Source organism: Dolichospermum sp. UHCC 0406 (assembly GCF_009712025.1).
GTDB classification, from domain to species: domain Bacteria; phylum Cyanobacteriota; class Cyanobacteriia; order Cyanobacteriales; family Nostocaceae; genus Dolichospermum; species Dolichospermum lemmermannii.
In genome coordinates this window covers 24,061-45,358 of record NZ_VILA01000023.1, presented here as the reverse complement: position 1 = coordinate 45,358, position 21,298 = coordinate 24,061, and the positions used below count along the sequence as shown (strand labels likewise).

Below are 21,298 nucleotides of genomic sequence, written 5' to 3'. Positions count from 1 at the left end.
ACAGTATTGTCCCAAGAACCAGAAATCACCCGTTTTCCGTCTGCTGTCACTGCTACTGCTTCTACATAACCACTATGACCTGAGAGAGTGAACTGTTCCTCCCCTGTCTCTAAATTCCACACCTTCACAGTATTGTCATTTGAACCAGAAATCATCCGTTTTCCGTCTGCTGTCACTGCGACTGCTTGTACCAAACTACTATGACCTGAGAGAGTGAACTGTTCCTCCCCTGTCTCTAAATTCCACACCTTCACAGTATTGTCCCAAGAACCAGAAATCAACCGTTTTCCGTCTGCTGTCACTGCTACTGCATATACCGAACTACTATGACCTGAGAGGGTGCGGAGTAACCTTCCTCCTGCTTGGGTGAGACTGGGGGTGAGGGGACGCAACCAAGGGTGAGGTTGAGTTTTTTGTGCTTGGGTTAATAGGGTTTGCATTGCTGGGGTCTTAATGGTTTGTAACCTTCCCCATAATTGACTTACTAATTGTTGTTGATCCTGGGTGAGAATATGTGCAGACAGTCGCAAAGCACTTTGAATATATTTTAAGGTTTTGCTTTGGTCTGGGTGGGTTGCGGTTTGGGTAGCATCTAATAAATCATAATCTTCAATTAATGCTTGGATACCAAATTCAGGATGATTGATTTTTTTAGATATGAATTGATAATCTGTGAGGGTTTGGAAATATTTGGTTAAATTTTCAGGTTTACCAGAATTAACCAAACTATAAGGATATCTACCCAAACGAATTTTTTGTTTCTGGGATTTTTTGGTAGAGGATTGTTTATCCATTTGTTTCATTTTCATCCTCATCATCCTGTTTCAAATAATCAGCAATGCGCTGATTTACTTCTTCAAATAATCTGCGAGTTGGTTTAAATTCTTTTTTGGCTTTCAAGAAGTCTAAAAAACTAGCATGATAGATGCTGTAACAGATATCTTCATCTATGGTTTGCGGTTTCAAATATTCAATCCATTCATTTAAAATATTCTGCACATTACATTCATCTTCATTAACGATCTCAAAAAGCATCTCACCGGATATTGGTGTACCAATTTCCACTAAAATAAACAGAATCATTACCCTCATTTTTTCAGATGAATCATTCATTTTCATCCGTTCCCAATGAGTTTGATAATAATTCTGTAAACCTTGGGGTAATTGGGTTAAATTCAAATCATCATATTTACCCTCTGCTATTGCTGGTAAGACATAGCGCAGGTACATAAAATTATTTTCGCTCTTGGTTGCTAATTCATTTACAAAAGCGTTATCGGTGATATTTTTAGTTTTTATCCAAGTTTGTAATCCGTCTTGGTGTTCTGGATCATTTTTTAAACGGAAGCGAATATACTCTTGAATATCATGCTGATTTTCTTTGTCATATTGACTATCAGTTAAATCTAAAGATTCTTTTTTCAATCCTTCAGCATAGAGTCGTTCTTTAGTTGGTTCATAACGTCGTCTAGTCAGGAAGAAATAAACATTATCTGGCAGGGTTTTTGGTAAATATAAAATATTTTCTCCTCCTGGTTCTTGCTTGACTTCATCCAGTGCATCAACGACAATGATTAATTTTTCATTGGTGGTGATTTTTTCAGTAACTTTTCCCAGTAATGTTGATAAATCATCTTTGTCAACATTTGTTAATTGATAGCGGTTAATCAGTTGTTGACGAATACTTTCCAGAAATAATTCAGGACTATTACGATTTTCTTGTAAGTTGTTGAAATAACAAATTGTTTTATGGTCAAAAACATATTTTGCAGTAATGGTACTTTTGCCCACTCCCGCATCACCGATAACTGTAAAATAGCCTTTTTTATTGGTGTTGATGAACTTTTCAAAGGCAGCAAATACAAATTTGCGACCGCAGAAGGATTCGATTTTTTCGGTAATTAATGATTGAAATTCTGGTGGATATGTAAATGAATCTGTGTTTTTGTTTTGATTACGAAGTAATTCGTCTAACTTTTGACTGATTTCCTCAATTTTTTGAATACTGTATGATTCTAATGGCTTACCACTTTTTTTTACTAATTCTATAAAAATATCTTTAAATTTCTCTAACTCTTGATTCCAGTCAATATTTAATTCTTGTATTTTCTGTCGTAGAGTATTCCAATCTTGTTCTTCCCACACAACACAAGCATCTATTTCTCCTTTAACAATTTCATAATTTTGTGTGTGAAAACTCTTGTCGAAAGCTTTTTTAATTACATCTTTTAGAAAAAGTTCTGCTAGTATGTCTGAGTCATTCCATTGATCTTCAGTTTTAGATTGGTCATATTTAATAACAGCACAAGCATAAATAATATCAAAATTCTGTTGTGGATGTTCTGTTTGATCAAAGTTAAAATCCTTTAACATCCTGATAATAGCAGGATTGCTTCTAATCTTATTAACAGCAATAGGAGCAGCAGCGCCAAAAATACGAGCAATTGCGGTCACAAAAGGTTGACTAGGGTTAAAGTTCATACTATTTCTTTAATCTATATTCAACTAGACATGATTATACTTTATCATCCTGTAAACATTACCCTTTATTTTTAAACATTTATTAAGTATTTATCAAGATCCTTCATGCAAAATTGGTAAGGGTTTAGCATTGCTAAACCCCTACGACAACACAATATTTTTTATCTCGTATATCTCGTTCCCAGGTCTCTGACTGGGAATGAATAAGATAAGGCTCTGCCTTCAATGAGATAAGATGGAGGCAGAGCCTCATCAACTGCATTCCTAGTCAGAGACTAGGAACGAGATAAAGATTTATTATTTTCAGTTATTATTTGGTATATACCCTATAGAATTATGTGTTCCCCGCACTGTTATGGAAAATCAACTGGGATTTTTGCTGAAGCTGCTATTATTTTCGACTTTGCTATCAGTATTAATTAAATATGCTTGTCCGTTTTTAGGGATTCCAGCAACGGTGACAAATGTGCTGATTATGATTTTATCACCAACTATAATTATGGCCACTGTTCTCCTGTGGCGAATACCAAGACAAAAGCAAAATTAATCAAAAAAATATAGGTAATGTTGCTAAAATCAGCTAATCTAACTGCATTGTCATCAAAAAGCATTTTACCAAGCTGGGAGTCTTGCTTGTGAATCTTGGTCAATGGATAGGCTTAATTGCTTTAGTTATATCTTTATATATATTGTGGCAACTTAGGGACGTTCTGCTACTAATATTTGCTGCTGTTGTTTTAGCGACGACTTTAAATCGTCTCGCGCGACGCTTTCAAAGTTTAGGAATAAAACGAGGATTATCAGTTTTATTAGCTGTAGGGATTTTCTTTGCGGGTGTTGTCTGTTTTTTCTGGTTAATTGTCCCACCTTTTGTCCAGCAATTTCATGAACTTACTTATCGAGTTCCCCAAGGATTTGGGCGTTTTAATAGTTGGATTGATGTCCAAAGAACTCATATTCCTGCACAATTATTACCTTATATACCGGATCTGAATAGTTTAATTGAACAAGCTCAACCACTATTTAATCGCCTATTAGGTAATTCTTTTGCTTTTGTTTCTGGATCTTTAGAAGTTGTTCTCAAAATTTTATTAGTCCTGGTGTTAACAGGAATGTTTTTAGTTAATCCTGATGCTTATCAAAAAGTATTTGTTCGCATATTTCCCTCTTTTTATCGGCGACGGGTGGTGGGAATTGTAGAACAGTGCGAAGTTTCTTTAGAGGGATGGGTGACTGGTGCTTCTATTGGTGTTTTTGTAGTTGGGTTGATGAGTTTGGTGGGTTTATCAATTTTAAGGGTGAAGGCTGCATTGGCTTTGGGTGTGTTAGCCGGATTTATGAATTTAATTCCTAATTTGGGTCCGACTATGAGTGTAGTACCGGCAATGGCGATCGCTCTTTTAGATAATCCCTGGAAAGCTGTTGCTGTTTTTGTTCTCTACTTTTTTATTCAACAGGCTGAGAGCAATTTTATCACACCTGTAGTTATGGCACATCAAGTATCTTTACTACCAGCAGTTACTTTAATTTCTCAGTTATTTTTTGTGACATTTTTTGGATTTTTAGGATTATTTTTAGCACTTCCTTTAACGGTTGTTGTCAGAATTTGGGTGCAAGAAATATTGGTTAAAGACGTGTTAGATAAATGGGGTAATTATGCAGAAGATAATACCGAATTAGTGATAGTGGAGAAGTATTCAGATATCAATGATGAAGTGGAATAGTTTAGGAGGGTACTTTTGTATAAATAAATTCATAAATACAGTTACTTCTGATCAGATTTTCAATTTTTGAATATTTTATACTTATTAAAAGTATAAATAAAATTATAATTGTAGTATTATAAACTTCATTTTTTCTCAGAAATAGCTTAAAAAACACCCTCTAAGGAATGATTTATTTTTTAATTTTAATTTCATCTATATTTGTGCTGTTAATTACGACATCAATTATTTTTCAGATATAAAATGTGTTTCTACGCAATTTGTAGGCACATACAGCGGTTTCCGCTCTTATGAGGTACAAAGTTGAATCATGAAACTCTTGTAGTGCGGGCATCTTGCCCGCTAGATATGTACCTCATAACACCGGGAAGTGCTGTATATTTTTAATGATTGTGTAGCTACCGTTTCAAAAGTAACTCTCAAAAGTATTTTTTACCATTTTAGGTATTGATAATGACTTACAACTCAGAGGAAATGCAGCAGATTCTTGAAGTAGCTTTTAGACGAAAGCAACAGGGAGAATATACAAGAGAACAAATTATAGAAATAGCCTCAGAATTAGGTGTTTCTTCAGAGTCGCTACAAGCTGCGGAACAAGAATGGTTAAAAAATAATATAGAAGTGAAACAAGAGCAAATGTCTAATAGTCAACAACGGAAAGGATTCAAATCACACCTATTTGCTTTTCTGGCAATTAATGGTTTTTTGGTGCTGTTAAATCTGGTGGTAAGTCCTGGATATTTTTGGGCAATTTATCCCATATTAGGATGGGGATTAGGTTTATTATTGCATGGAATCAAGGTTTATATCAGTAATACCTAAAAGAGATCCCCGAATTCTTGAAGAATTCGGGGATCTTATCCCCTTTTAATTTAAGATTTACTACAGCGTCTTTTTGGGCTTGATAATTACTCAACTATATTCACTATTTCAGAATTAGCTAATGTTGGTGCGGTGAAAATTTGCGAATACAAATTTGTAGGTTGTTGACGAGCAACAATTGGTAAGACTTGACGAGCATGAGCCGCAACTTCCACTGTTTTCACATCATAAGCTTGTGTGATCATCTTAGGATAAAAACCAATACCAATGATGGGAATTAACAAGCAAGCGGTGATAAACAATTCACGAGGCTTAATATCAAGAACTACAGCATCTAAATGTAGGTCTTGATGTTGATTACCGTAGAAAACTTGACGCAACATGGAAAGTAAATAAATGGGTGTCAAAATCACGCCAACTGCTGATAGAAAGATGACTACAATTTTGAAGCTGGAACTGTAAACATCGCTAGTAGCAAAACCTAAGAACACCATCAATTCACCGACAAAACCACTCATACCGGGTAAAGCCAGAGAAGCCATTGAACCTATAGTAAAGAGAGCGAAAGTTCTGGGCATTACTTTAGCTATACCGCCCATTTTATCCATTACTAAGGTGTGGGTACGTTCGTAAGTTACACCAGAAAGGAAGAATAAACTAGCAGCAATTAAACCGTGAGAAACCATTTGTAATACAGCACCGCTAATCCCGATTTCTGTATAAGATGCAATGCCAATTAACACAAACCCCATGTGGGCAATTGAAGAGTAGGCCAAACGGCGTTTGAGATTGGTTTGAGCAAAGGCACAACAAGCGCCGTAAACAATATTAACTACACCTAAAATCGCTAAAACTGGCGCAAAGGTAACATGAGCATCAGTTAACATCTCTACGTTGAAGCGAATTAGGGCATAACCACCCATCTTTAACAAGACACCGGCTAAAATCATTGAACCGGGTGCAGATGCTTCACCATGAGCATCAGGCAACCATGTATGTAACGGGAAAATTGGTAGTTTGACACCGTAAGCGATTAAGAAACCTGCATATAGTGCTAGTTCTAAAGCTTTGGGATATTCTTTCATTCCCAATTCGGTCATGTTGAAGGTGAAGTTATCACCATAGAAAGCCATTGTAAAACCAGCTACCAGTATAAATATAGAGGCTGCGGCGGTATAGATAATAAATTTAGTAGCTGCGTAACGGCGGTTTGCGCCTCCCCAGATGGCAATTAGTAAGTAAACGGGTACTAACTCTACTTCCCACATCAAGAAGAACATTAACAAGTCTTGGGAGAGGAATACACCTAACTGAGCGCTGTACATAATCAACATCAACGCATAAAATAAACGCGGCTTGGTGGTTACTTTCCAAGCCGCGAATACTGCGAGTGTGTTAATGAAGCCAGTTAGAAGTATCAGGGGCATTGATAAACCATCAATGCCTAGCGACCAGTTCAAGCCAAGTTGGGGTATCCAAGGATAGCTTTCTGTCATTTGCAGGGCTGAACTTTGAAAGTCGTAACTCTGCCACAGAGCAAAAGTCATGAATGCAAAGTCTAATAGTGCCACTCCCAAGCCGTACCAGCGGACGGTTTTACCCTCTTTATCGGGAATGATGGGAATTGCGAGGGCTGCCACTAAAGGCAGGAAGATTATGGCTGATAACCAAGGAATTTCTATGGCATTCATCACTGTTGACAATATGTTTTTGGTTTTGCTTTTGTTTACATTATATTAAGGAATCGTTACGTCTGTAAACGATTTCTTATGAAGATTTCCAATTTGGAGGACAGATAGTCATAAATACTTACTAAATTATGCCGCGAGTCCATTCTAAATGTAAATTTTTGCAACGTCAACAAAAAAACAGCGACTAATATCGCTGTCTTTAGTTATAGTGAACAGCTTGAGGATAAATTAAATTTTTATCAAAGTTATCTCTGTTTCTTAGACAATACGGTTGACAATCATCCACACTTCTCCATCTGATCTTACGAAAGGGACAGAAATGGTCTTAAAGCCTGTAATGAAAGGTTTGTAGTAAACTTGCCAATACATGGGACTAAGTTCATCAGCACAGGTTTTGAGGAGTTTAATTTCCTTTGCTAGTTCCCAAGCTAGTTCATTAACTCGTTCAGCATGAATTTGAGCAATTTTTTTGGCTTCTTCTAGCTGTTCTTGCTGTTGGGATATGCGAATAGACATAGGTAAATATCTATTGAGATGGGCTTTCTTTTGTTGTATTTGCTTTTCTAGGTAATATAAGGCATCGTCTATGCCTTTAAGTTCGGCGGACAATTGAACGTTTTCCCTAGCTTGACGACGGTAAGCTTCCACTATGGCTAGGGGTGAATCATTTTCCGGCGTTACATGATGATTAGTCAGTGCAGCGCGTTCTTGTTGGAGTGCTTGAATTTGAGATTTCAGTGCTGCTATTTCTGACTGGATTTTTTCCATATCCATATATATATGATGATTGGGGGTAAGTGAAAAAGCTGTTACTTCTTCTGGGCGATCGCTTGACAATCAAAATAGTCACGGCAAGAACAGCACTCTGCTTGCAGCAGTGCTACGCGATCGCATTAAGTTGTTGGCTGAATTTGTTTGTTAGCTTTTGATATTTCTTGCTTCTCAATTTCATGTAACTTTTTGCCGGAAGAATCCATTCCTTCAATCCGTTTGCACTACGCCCCATTATTACATTTGCTGCTGCTGATGGGCTACTAAACAACCAATCGGATTTAAAAACAAGTTTGTCATCTACTTGAACAATAATTTCATTCTTGATAAGTTCATTCCTTAGTTTGTCAAGTCCTCTTTCACGATAAGACTCTACCGTTTCAGTCGCAATCTCAGAGTTACGAAAAACAACAAATCCATCTGATGTTCTTTTACCTTTTGCGTTAGCACCACTAGCTGCATTTATGTATAGGTTCTCATCATCATTGTTATTGACTGGCTCTTGCTTTATAAGAGGATCAAAAACTTTAAAGCCCATCGTATTTATGAGAATTTTGATATACTCAATAAACTCTTCCATTTCTGCTTTGTCAGATTCAGAAATAGAACTTTTTGTTGGAGTATTGCTGTTTTGTACATCATATCTAGATGCCATATTCGCCATTTCAAACAATCTGGACTCCAGGTATTTTATATGTGCTTTATTAAGGTTATCATCCTTACTAATAAATACGACTGCTTCATTCCAAAATTCTTTTTTTGATACATGGTCAACAAGTCTAGAATAAGCATTTTCAGCCTCACCAATGTATACTTTAGCCTTATCAGTCAATGTCTCAGGTTTTCCAAACAATAAGTAAACTGTAGTGCTTCTAAGGTCTTCTCTGTCAGAGCAATCTTTTACTTTGCCTCTAGGAATTCTGTAAGCTTTTCCTGTCCAATTAGATAGTTCACAGGCTATTCTTCCATCTGGATCTGAATCCATCAAGAAAAGTTTTATTGTTTTTCCATATTTACTTGTATACATAAGATTTACTCGAAAAAGCTAAACAGTTGAATTAAGCGATAAGCGATTCTTACGAAGTGCTGGCACTATTGCATCTAATAATATCACGGTTTTATCCGCTCTAATGATATTTTATACATTAATTACTTGTCAATTAGTTGTGTGTGACAATCGCTTCACACTCCATAGACATCACACAAACAATGACTTAATCAATTAGGTAAATAATGAATATCAAGAACTTCCTCCAAAGAATAAGGACATTCTGCGGGAAAATTTACAGTAAAACCTGTTTTTTCTTGAACATAACCCAAAGCGTCCTCATAAATAGTTGTAAAAATAGAATTCAAATAATTATATAAATTAGATGTTAATCTATCTTTTAACTGTACTCGAAAACTTCTAATTTCTGAACGCCAATAATTTTTATTTCTGTCATATTCTTGTGTCCAAAACTGCAATAATAAAAGATGTCTAATTACTTGTTCTAGTAGGCTTTTAACTTGATGCTTATCTCTTTTTGCCAATGATTCCAACTCCTCAATTAAATTTTCTAAATCTAACTCATCAAAACGACTTTGTTTTAATAATTTAATAGTTTCTAATAACCATAAATGGTCATCTATTTCATAGATCTGCTGCAAATTAGTAATAACTGTCATAACTTCACCTTTTGTTATTTATAAATTACACATACAATCAATATATATTGTAAGGTGCATCGGACTCGATAATTTAATGTTAATCAACAAAATGAAATGTTTAAAGTAGGGGAACACTTCTGTTCCCTTCCCATGACTTAAGTCACACTACGTTATCACCGATACGTTCTCAACTCAAATAGGATTGCTATAGATGTTTGGTGTTGCTGCATTTGTAATTATCTATTACAAAATAACCGCCCCTTGCCGATCCAGGGTAAGCGATCGCACAACTGAGTTCAGACCCATTGCAGTCCAGGCATTTGCCATTGCTGTTTCTACGGATTTGGCATAACTTATATCTACTAAAGCCAAAAGTGTGGGGCCTGCACCACTAATTACCATGCCATAAGCACCAGCAGCCACAGCAGCCGCATTCACAGTATCATAACCAGGAATTAAAGCTTGGCGATAAGGTTGATGTAATTTATCTTGCAAGGCGGCTATTAACCATTCTTCTCGATTAGTTGCTAAACCGCGCAACAATAAACCCAAATGAGAAATATTGAAAATTGCATCAGCACGACTGACTTCTGTGGGGACAACTTTTCGCGCTTCTGAGGTTGATAACTCAAAATCAGGAATTGCTACGACTGCAACTATATCTCGATGCCAGAGAATATCACAAATTTCCCAACCTTTTTTGCTGGTAGCAGCCAGACGACAACCACCTAATAACGCTGGTACTACATTATCAGGATGTCCTTCCATGGCGATCGCTAATTCCATCATCTGTAACTCAGACAACGGTGAACCAGCCAACTCATTGGCAGCAACTAACCCCCCGACAATAGCAGTCGCGGAACTACCCAAACCTCGCGCTAAAGGTACACCCAACTTAATTTCTATTTTCACCGCTGGTGGTGTTTTTTCTATATGTTTATATAAATTTATAAACGCCTGATACAAAAGATTAGTCTCATCAGTTTGTACCTTTGCTGCTTCTAAACCAGAAACTTGAATAATTAACTCACCTGCATCAACAATAGTAAACTTAAATTCGTTATACAGCTTTAAAGCTGCACCTATACAATCAAACCCTGGACCCAAATTCGCCGTCGTCGCGGGAACTTTAACAGTAATGCTAGAAACTACAGACATTGAAGTTAATTTAAAATTCCAATATGAACTACCCCATTTTACTTCCTTATACCAAATTAAGATATGGAATAAGATATCAAGAATTATTAAACGCAGATGAACGCAAATAAACGCAGATAAATTCGGATGAATTGATGGATTGGATGATTCTGTGCAGCTTCACATAAAAATCACAATAACCTAAAGTCTTTGTCTAATTTTCATAAAAGCCGCACCCGTCACTAAAGCCGCAAATTGTCCCCAATAACTCACACTAGAGAAGGAACTACCACCCGTCATATTTAAACTCCCTATGCCATAAAATGACTGCTGGATAAACCACCAAAATAAATATAAAATAGCTGGAACTTCCACAGGGATATACAAAACCAATAAAGTCAAAACCGAATATATTTTTGCCTGGGGAAACTTGATCAGATATGCACCTAAAATAGATGCAATAGCTCCATTAGCACCGATAATTGGTATTGTTAAATCGGAGGATAAAATAATTTGGACTATACCAGAAAAAAAGCCAGCAGTTAAATAAAGTAGTAAATATTGTTTATGTCCTAAAATACTTTCCACCGTTTTTCCAAATACCCACAGAAACAGCATATTTCCTAAGATTTGGCTAAAACTGCCATGGAGAAACAGGGATACAGGTAAAGAAAGTAGCCGCCAAAATACAATTACCCAAGCCGCAGAATTGTAAAAAAAAGCGTTAGCAATCGAGATATTTATTTGAGATGGAATAATTCCCCAATTATTAATTAAATTTCCTAATTCATTACTCCACTCTAATTTTATTTCCCAGAGAAATATGACTACATTAATGCCAATCAACCAATAATTAATAATAGGCTTTTGCCAACTGCGAATATTATCATCTATAGGAATCATCTTAATTTTAACATTTGAATTACTAATTTTTAACTACTAATTAATATTTTTTTCCATCTCCTCATTTTTGTGTGGCAAGATTATCATAATGTAACACAATATTCAAATAGGCTCAGGAAATGCTAGGAAACACCCTTGTAGGCAGATACCAAATCACCAATTACCTGGGAGGTGGCGGATTTGGTGAAACTTATGTTGCTAATGATACTCAATTGCCAGGCTCACCCCAGTGTGTAGTCAAGAAACTCAAACCTCAATCTACTGATATTACCACTTTAGAAATAGCTCGGAGGTTATTTGACACAGAAGCCCAAGTTTTATATAAATTAGGAAATCATGATCGCATTCCGCAACTTTTAGCCTACTTTGAAGAAAATGCCGAATTTTATCTGGTTCAGGAACTAATTATTGGTAATGATCTCAGTCAAGAATTAAAATCTGGTGTCATCTTTACTCAAAATCAGGTAATGTCTTTATTACAAGAAATTTTAGAAATTTTGGACTTTGTCCATCAACAAAAGGTAATTCATCGTGATGTCAATCCTCGGAATATTCTCAGACGAGAACAAGATAATAAATTAATTTTAATTGATTTTGGTGCAGTCAAACAAATTACGACAAAATTAGTAAATTCTCCAGACATTACCAAATCTACTGTTGCTATTGGTACACCCGGTTATACTCCTGGAGAACAAGCACAAGGAACACCAAAATTTAGCAGTGATATCTATGCTTTGGGAATTATTGCTATTCAAGCTTTAACAGGATTATCACCAGATCAATTAGAGAAAGATGTTGAAACTAATGAAATTATTTGGCAAAATTTCGCCACTGTATCTCCAGAATTTGCCCAATTTTTAAATCAAATGATCTGTTATGATTTTCGCCAACGTTATGCTTCAGCAACAATAGCATTACAAGCTTTGCAAGAATTAAATAAAAATACATCGGGAACAATAATTATTTCCCCTGCTACTTTACCAAATCAAGTAAAAAATCCCCAAAAGACAAAAGGGATATTTTGGAAATTGCTATTAGGAATATTTGGATTGGGTATTAGTAGTTTCGGCGCAATATTTATGCTCAATCGCCTGAATAATAAAAATGCTATAGAATTATATAATCAGGGTAATACTCTCATTCAATTACAACGCTATCAAGAAGCTTTAGCAACTTACGAAAAAGCCATAGATATCAAACCTGATTATCCTCAAGCTTTATATGGACAAGGTAAAGCATTATTTCAATTAAAGAAATATCAAGAATCTTTAATAGCTTATGATCAAGCCATTCAAATTCAACCCAATTATTTAGAAGCTTGGACTAATCGAGGTTTTGTTTTAGTCAGACTCAAACGTTATTCAGAAGCAATTGCCACTGTAGATAAAGCTTTACAACTAAAAAATGATGACCCCCAAATTTGGCAACTTAAAGGTGATATTTTTATAAAAATCAGCCAATATAATGATGCAATTAAAGCTTATGAACAAGCAATTAATTTCCAAGCTGATAATCCTGAATTATGGTACAAAAAAGGATTAGCATTCCAAAATCTTAAACAATATGAAGAAGCAATTACAGCTTATAAAAAAACTGTAGAATTAAAACCTGATCATGAATCAGCTTGGTACAATTTAGGTAATTGCTTGGTTAATTTAAATCGTTATGAATTTGCTTTACAAGCTTATGATCAAGCCGTGCAGTATAATCAAAATAACTCCGCAGCTTGGTTATCAAGAAGTAATATATTAATGACATTACGCAGATACTCAGAAGCAATTGATTCCTTTACCCAAGTAATTAAAACCAATCCTCAACAATATCAAGCTTGGTATAATCGAGGTTGGGCATTACATCAAGTTAAACGCTATGGAGAAGCAATAGAATCTTACAAAAAAGCTATTAGTTTAAAAAGCAATGATTATTTAGTATGGTATAATTTAGGGAATACACAATATAACTTACAAAAATATCAAGAAGCGATCGCCTCCTATAATAAAGCCACCCGTTATAAACCCAATCATTATGAAAGTTGGTACAGTAAAGGCAACGCTTGGTTAAATTTGCAACAATACCAACAAGCGATCGCCTCCTACGACAAAGCCATAGAATATAAACCAGACTACCAACAAGCCATACAAGCTCGCACAAAAGCCCAAAATACTCCAAAATTCCCCATCAACTTCTGATCCCTGATTTCGGATAAAATGATTCCATTCCGAAAACTCCTTCTCTTTGCGCCTCTGCGTGTTAGCGAAGCGGGGCGAAGCCTGAAAAAAATTATCTTAATTAATCAGCAACACCACTTATGGACGTATTAGAACTAAAACGCGAAATCGAAACATTGTCTAGCCGCCTGGGTAAAACCCAGGACTATCTTTGACGTACCCGCACTCAAAGCCAAAATTCACGACTTAGAACAAATATCCGCCCAAACAGAATTTTGGGAAGACCAAACCCAGGCACAAAACACCCTGCAAGAACTCAATGATCTAAAATCCCATTTAGATCAATATTACAAATGGCACGCCAACTTAGACGATACCAGAGTAGTAGTTGAGTTATTAGAACTAGAAACCGACACAGCACTATTGGAAGAAGCGGAATCTACCATTAGCAAACTCAATCATGACCTAGACCAATGGGAACTACAACAACTCCTTTCCGGCACTTACGACGATAAAGGCGCAGTCCTGACAATTAACGCCGGTGCTGGTGGCACAGACGCACAAGACTGGGCATTTATGCTCATGCGGATGTATACCCGGTGGGCAGAAGATCATAGTTATAAAGTCACCCTAGCCGAAGAATCAAAAGGTGAAGAAGCGGGAATCAAATCAGTCACCCTAGAAATCACCGGACGCTATGCCTATGGTTACTTACGTTCCGAAATGGGGACTCACCGTCTCGTGAGAATTTCCCCCTTCAACGCTAACGGCAAACGGCAAACCAGCTTTGCCGGCATCGAAGTCATGCCGCAAATAGATAACACCGTCAAATTAGACATACCAGAGAAAGATTTAGATATTAGCACCACCCGTTCTGGCGGTAAAGGTGGGCAAAACGTCAACAAAGTAGAAACCGCAGTCCGCATAGTTCACCTCCCCACCGGTCTAGCAGTCCGGTGTACAGAAGAACGTTCCCAACTACAAAACAAAGAAAAAGCGCTCGCCCGTCTCAAAGCCAAACTGTTAATCATTGCCAAAGAACAACGCGCCCAAGAAATTGCCGAAATTCGCGGTGATATGGTCGAAGCTTCCTGGGGTAATCAAATCCGTAACTATGTATTTCATCCTTACCAAATGGTGAAAGACCTGCGGACAAACATCGAAACCACAGCCATTACCGATGTCATGAATGGAGAACTTGATATGTTCATTCAGGCTTATCTCAGACAAGAAAACCAGATAGTTGACGCATAATCAAAAATGAAGGGAGAAATTTTCTCCTTTCTTCCTTTCTTCCTTTGCGTCTTTGCTCCTTTGCGTCTTTGCGCGAAACAAAATTAAGAAGTGTAACTCCCATTCCTCCACAATCGGTTACAGTGATAAAAGAAATGATAATCAATGAATTATGGACAAATCTCCTGCCACAGAACCTCAACCCAGCTATGTCAAACTCGCCATGCGAAACATGGTCAGAAAAGGCGGCACTTCCCTCAAACACTTTGCCTTAACTGCTGTAGGACTATTATCTGTCCTCGTGGGTTTAGCATATCTTACCCGCTAAGAGAGGAAAACTCGTGTCTCTACAGGTAGAGTTATATTTAGAAAATTGCTTTGATGACTCTTCCCCAATTCCTTCCGCAACTTGGGAAAATTGGTTTGAGCAATGGTTAGAAATTCTTGAAGATTATTTACCAACTGCACCTAGTTACGAAGTCAGTTTGCGGTTGACAACCGATACAGAAATTCAAACTCTCAATTGCCAATATCGTCAACAGGATAAACCCACAGATGTCTTAGCCTTTGCATCTCTAGAAGCCGATTTACCACAAAGCGAAGAAATGCTGGTTTCTATGCCTTTGTATTTAGGTGATATAATTGTCTCTATAGACACGGCACAACGTCAGGCAGAACAGCAGGAACATAGCTTATCTACAGAGTTGGCTTGGTTAACGGCGCATGGTTTACTACACTTGTTAGGTTGGGATCATCCTGACGAAGAGAGTTTGATGGAAATGTTAACCGAACAAGTTGTATTACTGAAGAAAATAGGTATTATTATTAACTTAGAGTCGTAAATGTATGGTGACAATTGCGAATTTTGGTAATAACTTTATAGTTGAGATATTTAAAATAGCCTACAATGCCCTCACAGTTGATCTAGGTGGGGGAGGTAGAGGGAGTAGGGGAGGTAGAGGGAGTAGGGGAGGTAGAGGGAGTAGGGGAGGTAGAGGGAGTAGGGAGTGAAGAGTAAAAGAGTAAAGGAGGTGAGAAAGAAGATGATTGGTAACTTAGACGAATCAAACTCAATATCAATGGTTAAATTTCATAGAGATTTGGGAATTTATCAAATTGCTTTTGAAGCAGCAATGAAAATTTTTGAGTTATCAAAAAAATTTCCTGTTGAAGAAAGATATTCTCTAACAGATCAAATTCGTCGTTCTTCTCGTTCTGTTTGTGCGAATATGGCAGAAGCTTGGCGGAAACGTCGTTATGAGGCTGCTTTTGTTGCTAAATTAAATGATTGTGAGGCTGAATCTGCTGAAACTCAAACATGGATAGAATTTACAGTTAAGTGTAATTATTTAGATATTGAAACAGGACGTAAACTTTATGGTAATTATAATCAAGTTTTATCTGGTTTAGTGACTATGATCAATAACCCATCACGCTGGTTAATGAATCATAAAAACCATAAATAAACACCGTAAATATTAATCTTCCCCAACTCCCCCACATCCCCAACTCCCCCACATCCCCCACATCCCCTACATTCTTTTGTCTATGTCCCCAAAAGTTTCGTCATCACCAACCAATAATAGCTTACCAACGCTTGTGTCCAAAGATAGGGAACTTTCCTGGCAAATTGCCTCTAATTTATTTGTTAGTTTTAAGTATGCTTGGGCTGGAATTACTTACGCTTTTCAGACTCAACGGAATTTTCGGATTCATGTAGCCGTCTGCGCTTTAGCGATTGGTTTAAGTGTATTTTTACGGTTAGAGACAGTGAAAGTATCCATAATTGCTGTTACCAGCGGTTTAGTTTTAACCTTAGAGTTAGTCAATACTGCTATTGAGTCAATTGTAGATTTAACGGTAAAACAGTCTTATCATGAGTTGGCAAAAGTTGCTAAAGACTGCGCTGCTGGTGCTGTACTTGTCTCAGCTTTAGTCGCATTATTGATTGCCTCTACACTAATATTGCCTCCTTTAGCAACATTAATTCTGTCTACTTTCTAAATGGTAGATTGTGAATAGTAGAGACGTTTTCAGGGAACATCTTTGATATTTTTAAATGAAATTAGGTAAAAATTGTGATATTAGTCATTGATAATTACGATAGCTTTACGTATAACTTAGTACAATATTTGGGAGAATTAGCAGTAGATTTCCCAGTTGCTAATGACCTGCAAGTGGTGCGAAACGATAAGATTACTATAGATGAGATTAGGACATTAAACCCCGATGCAGTGGTGATTTCACCAGGTCCTGGTCGTCCAGATGATGCGGGAGTTTCCCTGAATGCGATCGCCCAATTAGGAGATAAACTCCCAATTCTAGGCGTGTGCTTAGGACATCAAAGTATTGGTCAGGTTTTCGGAGGTAAAATTGTTTCCGCCCCAGAATTGATGCACGGAAAAACCTCTTTGGTATCGCACACAGGCATAGGAATTTTTCAAGGTTTAGAAAATCCTTTAACCGCTACCAGATATCATAGTTTAGTTATTGAGCGCGAAACTTGCCCAGAAGTATTGGAAATTACGGCTTGGGTAGAAGATGGCACAATTATGGGCGTGAGACACCGGAACTATCCTCACATTCAAGGAGTCCAATTTCATCCGGAGAGTGTCCTAACTGCTTTGGGTAAGGAATTACTGAGAAATTTTCTGCGAACTTTGTAAAGCGAGTATTTTTATGAAACGACGACAATTGATAGGCTACGCTGGGGCGGGTTTAGTGACGGCTGTAGTGACTAATTTGGTTGATCCAGTTCCAGTAAATGCTCAATCTAGTGGTGTATCAATTCAGTGGTTAGGACATACTTGCTTTTTATTAACCAATGGTAATGTCAAAATTCTCATCAATCCCTTTAGTAATTTGGGCTGTACAGCTAAATATCGTCCCCCAAAGGTTGCATCAGATTTGGTATTAATTAGTAGTCAATTGTTAGATGAAGGGGCAATAGACAAAATACCAGGAAATCCTAAATTAGTTTATCAGCCCGGTGTTTATGAGTTTCGCGGCGTTAAGTTTCAGGGAATTACCACAGACCATGATCGTAAAAATGGACAACAATTTGGGAAAAATATAGCTTGGAAATTGAACCAAGGTGGAATTAATCTGCTGCACTTAGGGGGTTCTGCTGCACCAATTACCCTAGAACAAAAAATTCTCATGGGTCGTCCTGATGTGTTATTTATTCCCGTGGGAGGCAGTGATAAAGCTTACAATGCCCAAGAAGCAAAGGACGCTATTGCAGTATTAAATCCTAAGTTAGTCATTCCCACCCATTACCGCACTCAAGCCGCTGATGCTAAAGAGTGTGATATTACCCCAGTAGATGATTTTCTGACTTTGATGCAGGGTGTTAATGTTCGCCGGAGTAATAATGATTCTGTAGCGATTAATTCTAAGAGTTTGCCGGAAAATACGGAAATTCAGGTTTTGACTTATAAGTTTTGATATCAATTCTAACCCGCTACTAAAAAGCGATCGCTATCTTTGATTTCTAGGAAAGCGATCGCTGAATATAAATTCAGAAAGTCTTAGTAAATTGATAATAGACCAATTACCAATTACCAAATCAACCTGTATACCATTCTGGAGTCAGCTTATCTGCATCAGAAACAGGAGTTTCAGTTGCTAAAGTTCCATTCATAGTCCAGATTTTATCTGCGGATGTTTGTTGATCTCTCCAGTAAATATCAGTCTTACCATCACCATTGAAATCACCTAAAGATGCTGTCAAACCAGGAGTATTGCTAGGTAGGAAAGCTTCAGAACTGACCGCTGTACCATCCATCAACCAAGCTGTATTTGCCCCACTAGCCGCATTGTGCCAGAAGATGTCAGTTTTACCATCGCCATTGAAATCGCCAATTCTCGCACTCCAATCTGTACCCAATGTGCTAACAACACCTTCAGTCACAAAAACGCCATTCATTGTCCAAATCTTATTCTCGCCTGTAGCGGTATTGCGCCATAAAACATCAGTTTTGAAGTCGCCGTTAAAATCACCAAGAGTAGAAGTCCAAGAAGCATCTTGAGATTGAAGATCATACTTGGTGGCTTGGCTGCCATCCATAAACCAAGCGGTATTTGCACCTGTGGTAGGATTGCGCCAGAAGATGTCACTCTTACCATTACCATCAAAATCAACAATGGTTGCAGTCAATCCTGGTGCTGTAGTTTCTAAAACAGTTGCACTAACTACTGTTGTTCCATCCATTTGCCAAATAGCATTTTCACCAGTAGTGGCATTATTCCAGAAAATGTCAGTTTTGCGATCGCCATTGAAATCGCCAATACTAGCAGTAAAACCTGGATCAACTCGATCTAAAGCCAGGAAACTAGAGACTTTTGCGCCATCCATTAGCACAATTACATTTTCACCAGTTGCCTTATTGCGTAATAAGAAATCAGTCTTATTATCGCTATTAAAATCAGCAGTTTTATAGTCCCAGGTATTTAAGTCATATTTACCCAAAGAAGCTTGTTCTAAAACTTGTGTTCCGTTCATCAAGCGAACTAAAATTTCACCAGTTTGAGCATTTACCCAAAGTTTATCTGTTTTACCATCACCATTAAAATCAGGAACAAGGGCTGCACTGGTTAAATAAGGATTAGGATTGGGGTTAGCACTGCCTCCAATTGGCAATGTAGGTAATGGATTTGTTGGAACTAATGGATCGGCTAATGCAGAAACAGAAGAACTTCTAACGCTAAAAGATGAAGTATTTAAATCTTCAAGAGGTGATGCTTGCTCGATTTTATTTTGAGCTTGTAAACCGTAATTTCTTGTATCTAAAGATAATTGATCAGGCATGACTTGTTTTTATGAGTTATTAACATCTATTTTTAATTTGATTTATATGAAGATTCTGTAAATAACAAACATTTGGTTAATTATTTTGATTTAATGTCATTATTTATAGACATTTTCATAATGTTCATCAACACTAACTTTTAATTTTTAAAGTCATATCTAAACAATCAAAAAATATTTTATATTCTGTTTATCAATGTCATCATTTAAAAATGAAATCCTGTTTTGTTGACAATCTCATCCCTAAAAGTCCTCATGGATTGTCAAGGAAATTAAAAATTGGTTAAAATAACTAAAATTAACAATTTTTCTGATAACATTTCTCAGTAGTCTATAATTGTTAAAGCCAAAAACAACACTATCAATAAATCAACTATGCAAACAGAATATCGGCAACGTCGTGAGCAGTTAATGGCGAAAATAGGCAGCGGTACAGCGATTTTTAGAAGTGCGCCAACCGCAGTAATGCACAACGATGTCGAGTATATTTATCGTCAAGATAGTGATTTCTTTTACTTAACCGGCTTTAACGAAGCCCAAGCAGTCGCAGTATTAGCACCACATCATCCAGAACATCGGTTTATCTTATTTGTCCAACCCAAAGACCGAGAAAAGGAAGTTTGGAGTGGTTATCGTTGTGGAATAGACGCAGCTAAGGAATTTTATGGTGCAGATGTAGCTTACCCCATTGCGGAGTTAGATGAAAAGTTACCCCAATATTTAGAAAAAGCCAATTGTATCTATTATCATTTAGGACGCGATCGCAATTTCAACGACAAAATTCTCCAACATTATCAAAACTTACTCCGAACCTATCCCAAACGTGGTACAGGCCCCACATCCATCACCGACCCTGGTACTGTCCTCAACACCATGCGGTTATATAAAAGCAAAACAGAATTAGATCTAATGCGTCAAGCCGTAGAAATTGCCGTAGAAGCTCATAATTATGCTTTGCAAACCACCGCACCAGGACGTTATGAATATGAAATCCAAGCCGAAATAGAACATATTTTCCGGTTACGGGGGGGAATGGGACCAGCTTATCCTTCCATAGTCGCATCAGGGAAAAATGCTTGCGTACTGCATTACATCGAAAACAACTGTCAAATGCAAGCCAATGATTTACTCTTGATTGATGCTGGTTGCGCTTATGGTTATTACAACTCTGATATTACCCGCACATTTCCCGTCAGTGGTAAATTCACACCCGAACAAAAAGCATTATATGAAATAGTATTAGCAGCACAAAAACAAGCCATAGCAGAAGTAAAGCCGGGTAATTCCTTCCATGCACCTCATAATGCAGCCGTGCGGATCTTAACAGAAGGATTAGTCGAACTGGGTTTACTCAAAGGAGAAATTGATAAATTAATCGCAGAGGAAAAATATAAACTCTTTTATATGCACCGCACCAGTCATTGGTTAGGCTTAGATGTCCATGATGTCGGAATGTATCAAGATGGAGAAAACCCCCAAACCTTACAACCTGGACAAGTGTTAACCATAGAACCAGGACTTTATATTGTACCGGATACCAAACCCGCCGAAGACCAACCGGAAATTGACCCCCGTTGGGTAGGAATTGGGATTCGTATTGAAGATGATGTCTTAGTTACCGCAGATGGAAATGAGGTTTTAACAGCGGGAGTTCCCAAGGAAATAAAGGATTTAGAAAAATAGTGGCAAAGTATTTTGTAGGGTGGGCAATGCCCACCAAATCATGATTGAGAAGGTGCAAGACGTGAATCAATCGACATTTTCATCTACATTCTGAGTCAACGCGGTTAAATCTTGACTTTCAAGAATTGTTCCTGTAACATTCGCCCCTGTAACATTCGCCCCTTGAAGATTCGCCCGTTGAAGATACGCCCCTTGAAGATACGCCCCTTGAAGATACGCCCGTTG

Annotated in this window: 22 protein-coding genes; 12 read left to right on the top strand and 10 right to left on the bottom strand. The window is 37.3% G+C overall.

The window, feature by feature from the left end:
• Together FJR09_RS19665 and FJR09_RS24480 are read right to left on the bottom strand one after the other, a co-directional pair.
• On the bottom strand, positions 1 to 794 hold a 794-nt coding region (locus FJR09_RS19665), incomplete at its 3' end, for a WD40 repeat domain-containing protein (RefSeq protein ID WP_371725640.1).
• Positions 787 to 2,481, bottom strand: a complete 1,695-nt coding sequence (locus FJR09_RS24480) for an NACHT domain protein (protein WP_174783352.1) — start codon at positions 2,479 to 2,481, stop codon at positions 787 to 789. The genes FJR09_RS24480 and FJR09_RS19665, both read right to left, overlap by 8 nt.
• A 355-nt stretch (positions 2,482 to 2,836) precedes the next feature.
• On the opposite strand from FJR09_RS24480, the gene FJR09_RS19655 reads away from it, so the two are divergent.
• From FJR09_RS19655 to FJR09_RS19645, 3 genes are all read left to right on the top strand, one after another.
• Positions 2,837 to 3,028: a hypothetical protein gene (locus FJR09_RS19655; RefSeq protein WP_083881432.1), complete on the top strand. Its 192-nt coding sequence runs from the start codon at positions 2,837 to 2,839 to the stop codon at positions 3,026 to 3,028.
• 88 nt (positions 3,029 to 3,116) lie between these two features.
• Positions 3,117 to 4,205, top strand: a complete 1,089-nt coding sequence (locus tag FJR09_RS19650) for an AI-2E family transporter (protein WP_015079077.1) — start codon at positions 3,117 to 3,119, stop codon at positions 4,203 to 4,205.
• Positions 4,206 to 4,658: 453 nt separating this feature from the next.
• A complete protein-coding gene (locus FJR09_RS19645) occupies positions 4,659 to 5,027 on the top strand; it encodes a 2TM domain-containing protein (RefSeq protein WP_015079078.1) in 369 nt (122 codons plus the stop codon).
• Between the two features lie 86 nt (positions 5,028 to 5,113).
• Here the strand turns inward: FJR09_RS19645 and FJR09_RS19640 are convergent, their stop codons facing one another.
• From FJR09_RS19640 to FJR09_RS19615, 6 genes are all read right to left on the bottom strand, one after another.
• The gene (locus FJR09_RS19640) at positions 5,114 to 6,718 is read right to left on the bottom strand and encodes an NAD(P)H-quinone oxidoreductase subunit 4 (protein ID WP_168633821.1); all 1,605 of its coding nucleotides are present in this window, start codon (positions 6,716 to 6,718) and stop codon (positions 5,114 to 5,116) included.
• Positions 6,719 to 6,976: 258 nt separating this feature from the next.
• On the bottom strand, positions 6,977 to 7,486 hold the full coding sequence (locus FJR09_RS19635; protein WP_041458267.1) for a hypothetical protein: 510 nt from the start codon (positions 7,484 to 7,486) through the stop codon (positions 6,977 to 6,979).
• A 112-nt stretch (positions 7,487 to 7,598) separates the two neighbouring features.
• Positions 7,599 to 8,516, bottom strand: coding sequence for a GIY-YIG nuclease family protein (locus tag FJR09_RS19630; RefSeq protein ID WP_015079081.1), 918 nt, complete (start codon positions 8,514 to 8,516; stop codon positions 7,599 to 7,601).
• A 191-nt stretch (positions 8,517 to 8,707) separates the two neighbouring features.
• On the bottom strand, positions 8,708 to 9,157 hold the full coding sequence (locus tag FJR09_RS19625) for a DUF29 domain-containing protein (RefSeq protein WP_015079082.1): 450 nt from the start codon (positions 9,155 to 9,157) through the stop codon (positions 8,708 to 8,710).
• A gap of 225 nt (positions 9,158 to 9,382) precedes the next feature.
• The gene (gene thrB, locus FJR09_RS19620; protein WP_168653410.1) at positions 9,383 to 10,297 is read right to left on the bottom strand and encodes a homoserine kinase; all 915 of its coding nucleotides are present in this window, start codon (positions 10,295 to 10,297) and stop codon (positions 9,383 to 9,385) included.
• 180 nt (positions 10,298 to 10,477) lie between these two features.
• Positions 10,478 to 11,179 (bottom strand): rhomboid family intramembrane serine protease, encoded by a 702-nt coding sequence (locus FJR09_RS19615; protein ID WP_015079084.1) that lies wholly within the window; start codon positions 11,177 to 11,179, stop codon positions 10,478 to 10,480.
• A 119-nt stretch (positions 11,180 to 11,298) separates the two neighbouring features.
• Between FJR09_RS19615 and FJR09_RS19610 the strand changes: the two genes are divergently transcribed.
• From FJR09_RS19610 to FJR09_RS19570, 8 genes are all read left to right on the top strand, one after another.
• Positions 11,299 to 13,368, top strand: a complete 2,070-nt coding sequence (locus FJR09_RS19610) for a serine/threonine-protein kinase (protein WP_015079085.1) — start codon at positions 11,299 to 11,301, stop codon at positions 13,366 to 13,368.
• A 119-nt stretch (positions 13,369 to 13,487) separates the two neighbouring features.
• Positions 13,488 to 14,601 (top strand): peptide chain release factor 2 gene (gene prfB / locus FJR09_RS19605; protein ID WP_148279026.1). Its coding sequence is split into 2 segments (ribosomal slippage): positions 13,488 to 13,559 and positions 13,561 to 14,601, totalling 1,113 coding nucleotides; the frame shifts between segments, so codons are not numbered across the junction.
• Positions 14,602 to 14,752: 151 nt separating this feature from the next.
• The gene (locus FJR09_RS19600; protein ID WP_015079087.1) at positions 14,753 to 14,908 is read left to right on the top strand and encodes a DUF3285 domain-containing protein; all 156 of its coding nucleotides are present in this window, start codon (positions 14,753 to 14,755) and stop codon (positions 14,906 to 14,908) included.
• A 13-nt stretch (positions 14,909 to 14,921) separates the two neighbouring features.
• Positions 14,922 to 15,422, top strand: a complete 501-nt coding sequence (gene ybeY, locus FJR09_RS19595) for an rRNA maturation RNase YbeY (protein ID WP_015079088.1) — start codon at positions 14,922 to 14,924, stop codon at positions 15,420 to 15,422.
• 237 nt (positions 15,423 to 15,659) lie between these two features.
• Positions 15,660 to 16,046 (top strand): four helix bundle protein, encoded by a 387-nt coding sequence (locus FJR09_RS19585; RefSeq protein ID WP_041458269.1) that lies wholly within the window; start codon positions 15,660 to 15,662, stop codon positions 16,044 to 16,046.
• A gap of 82 nt (positions 16,047 to 16,128) precedes the next feature.
• Positions 16,129 to 16,584 carry a diacylglycerol kinase family protein gene (locus FJR09_RS19580; RefSeq protein WP_015079090.1) on the top strand — a complete coding sequence of 152 codons (456 nt, stop codon included), beginning with the start codon at positions 16,129 to 16,131 and terminating at the stop codon, positions 16,582 to 16,584.
• Between the two features lie 74 nt (positions 16,585 to 16,658).
• Positions 16,659 to 17,246, top strand: a complete 588-nt coding sequence (locus FJR09_RS19575) for an aminodeoxychorismate/anthranilate synthase component II (protein WP_015079091.1) — start codon at positions 16,659 to 16,661, stop codon at positions 17,244 to 17,246.
• Between the two features lie 13 nt (positions 17,247 to 17,259).
• A complete protein-coding gene (locus FJR09_RS19570; RefSeq protein WP_015079092.1) occupies positions 17,260 to 18,027 on the top strand; it encodes an MBL fold metallo-hydrolase in 768 nt (255 codons plus the stop codon).
• Between the two features lie 121 nt (positions 18,028 to 18,148).
• Here the strand turns inward: FJR09_RS19570 and FJR09_RS19565 are convergent, their stop codons facing one another.
• On the bottom strand, positions 18,149 to 19,390 hold the full coding sequence (locus FJR09_RS19565) for a VCBS repeat-containing protein (RefSeq protein ID WP_015079093.1): 1,242 nt from the start codon (positions 19,388 to 19,390) through the stop codon (positions 18,149 to 18,151).
• Positions 19,391 to 19,765: 375 nt separating this feature from the next.
• Between FJR09_RS19565 and FJR09_RS19560 the strand changes: the two genes are divergently transcribed.
• Positions 19,766 to 21,073: an aminopeptidase P N-terminal domain-containing protein gene (locus tag FJR09_RS19560; protein ID WP_168653411.1), complete on the top strand. Its 1,308-nt coding sequence runs from the start codon at positions 19,766 to 19,768 to the stop codon at positions 21,071 to 21,073.
• A 66-nt stretch (positions 21,074 to 21,139) separates the two neighbouring features.
• Here the strand turns inward: FJR09_RS19560 and FJR09_RS19555 are convergent.
• On the bottom strand, positions 21,140 to 21,298 hold a 159-nt coding region (locus FJR09_RS19555; RefSeq protein WP_168654167.1), incomplete at its 5' end, for a pentapeptide repeat-containing protein.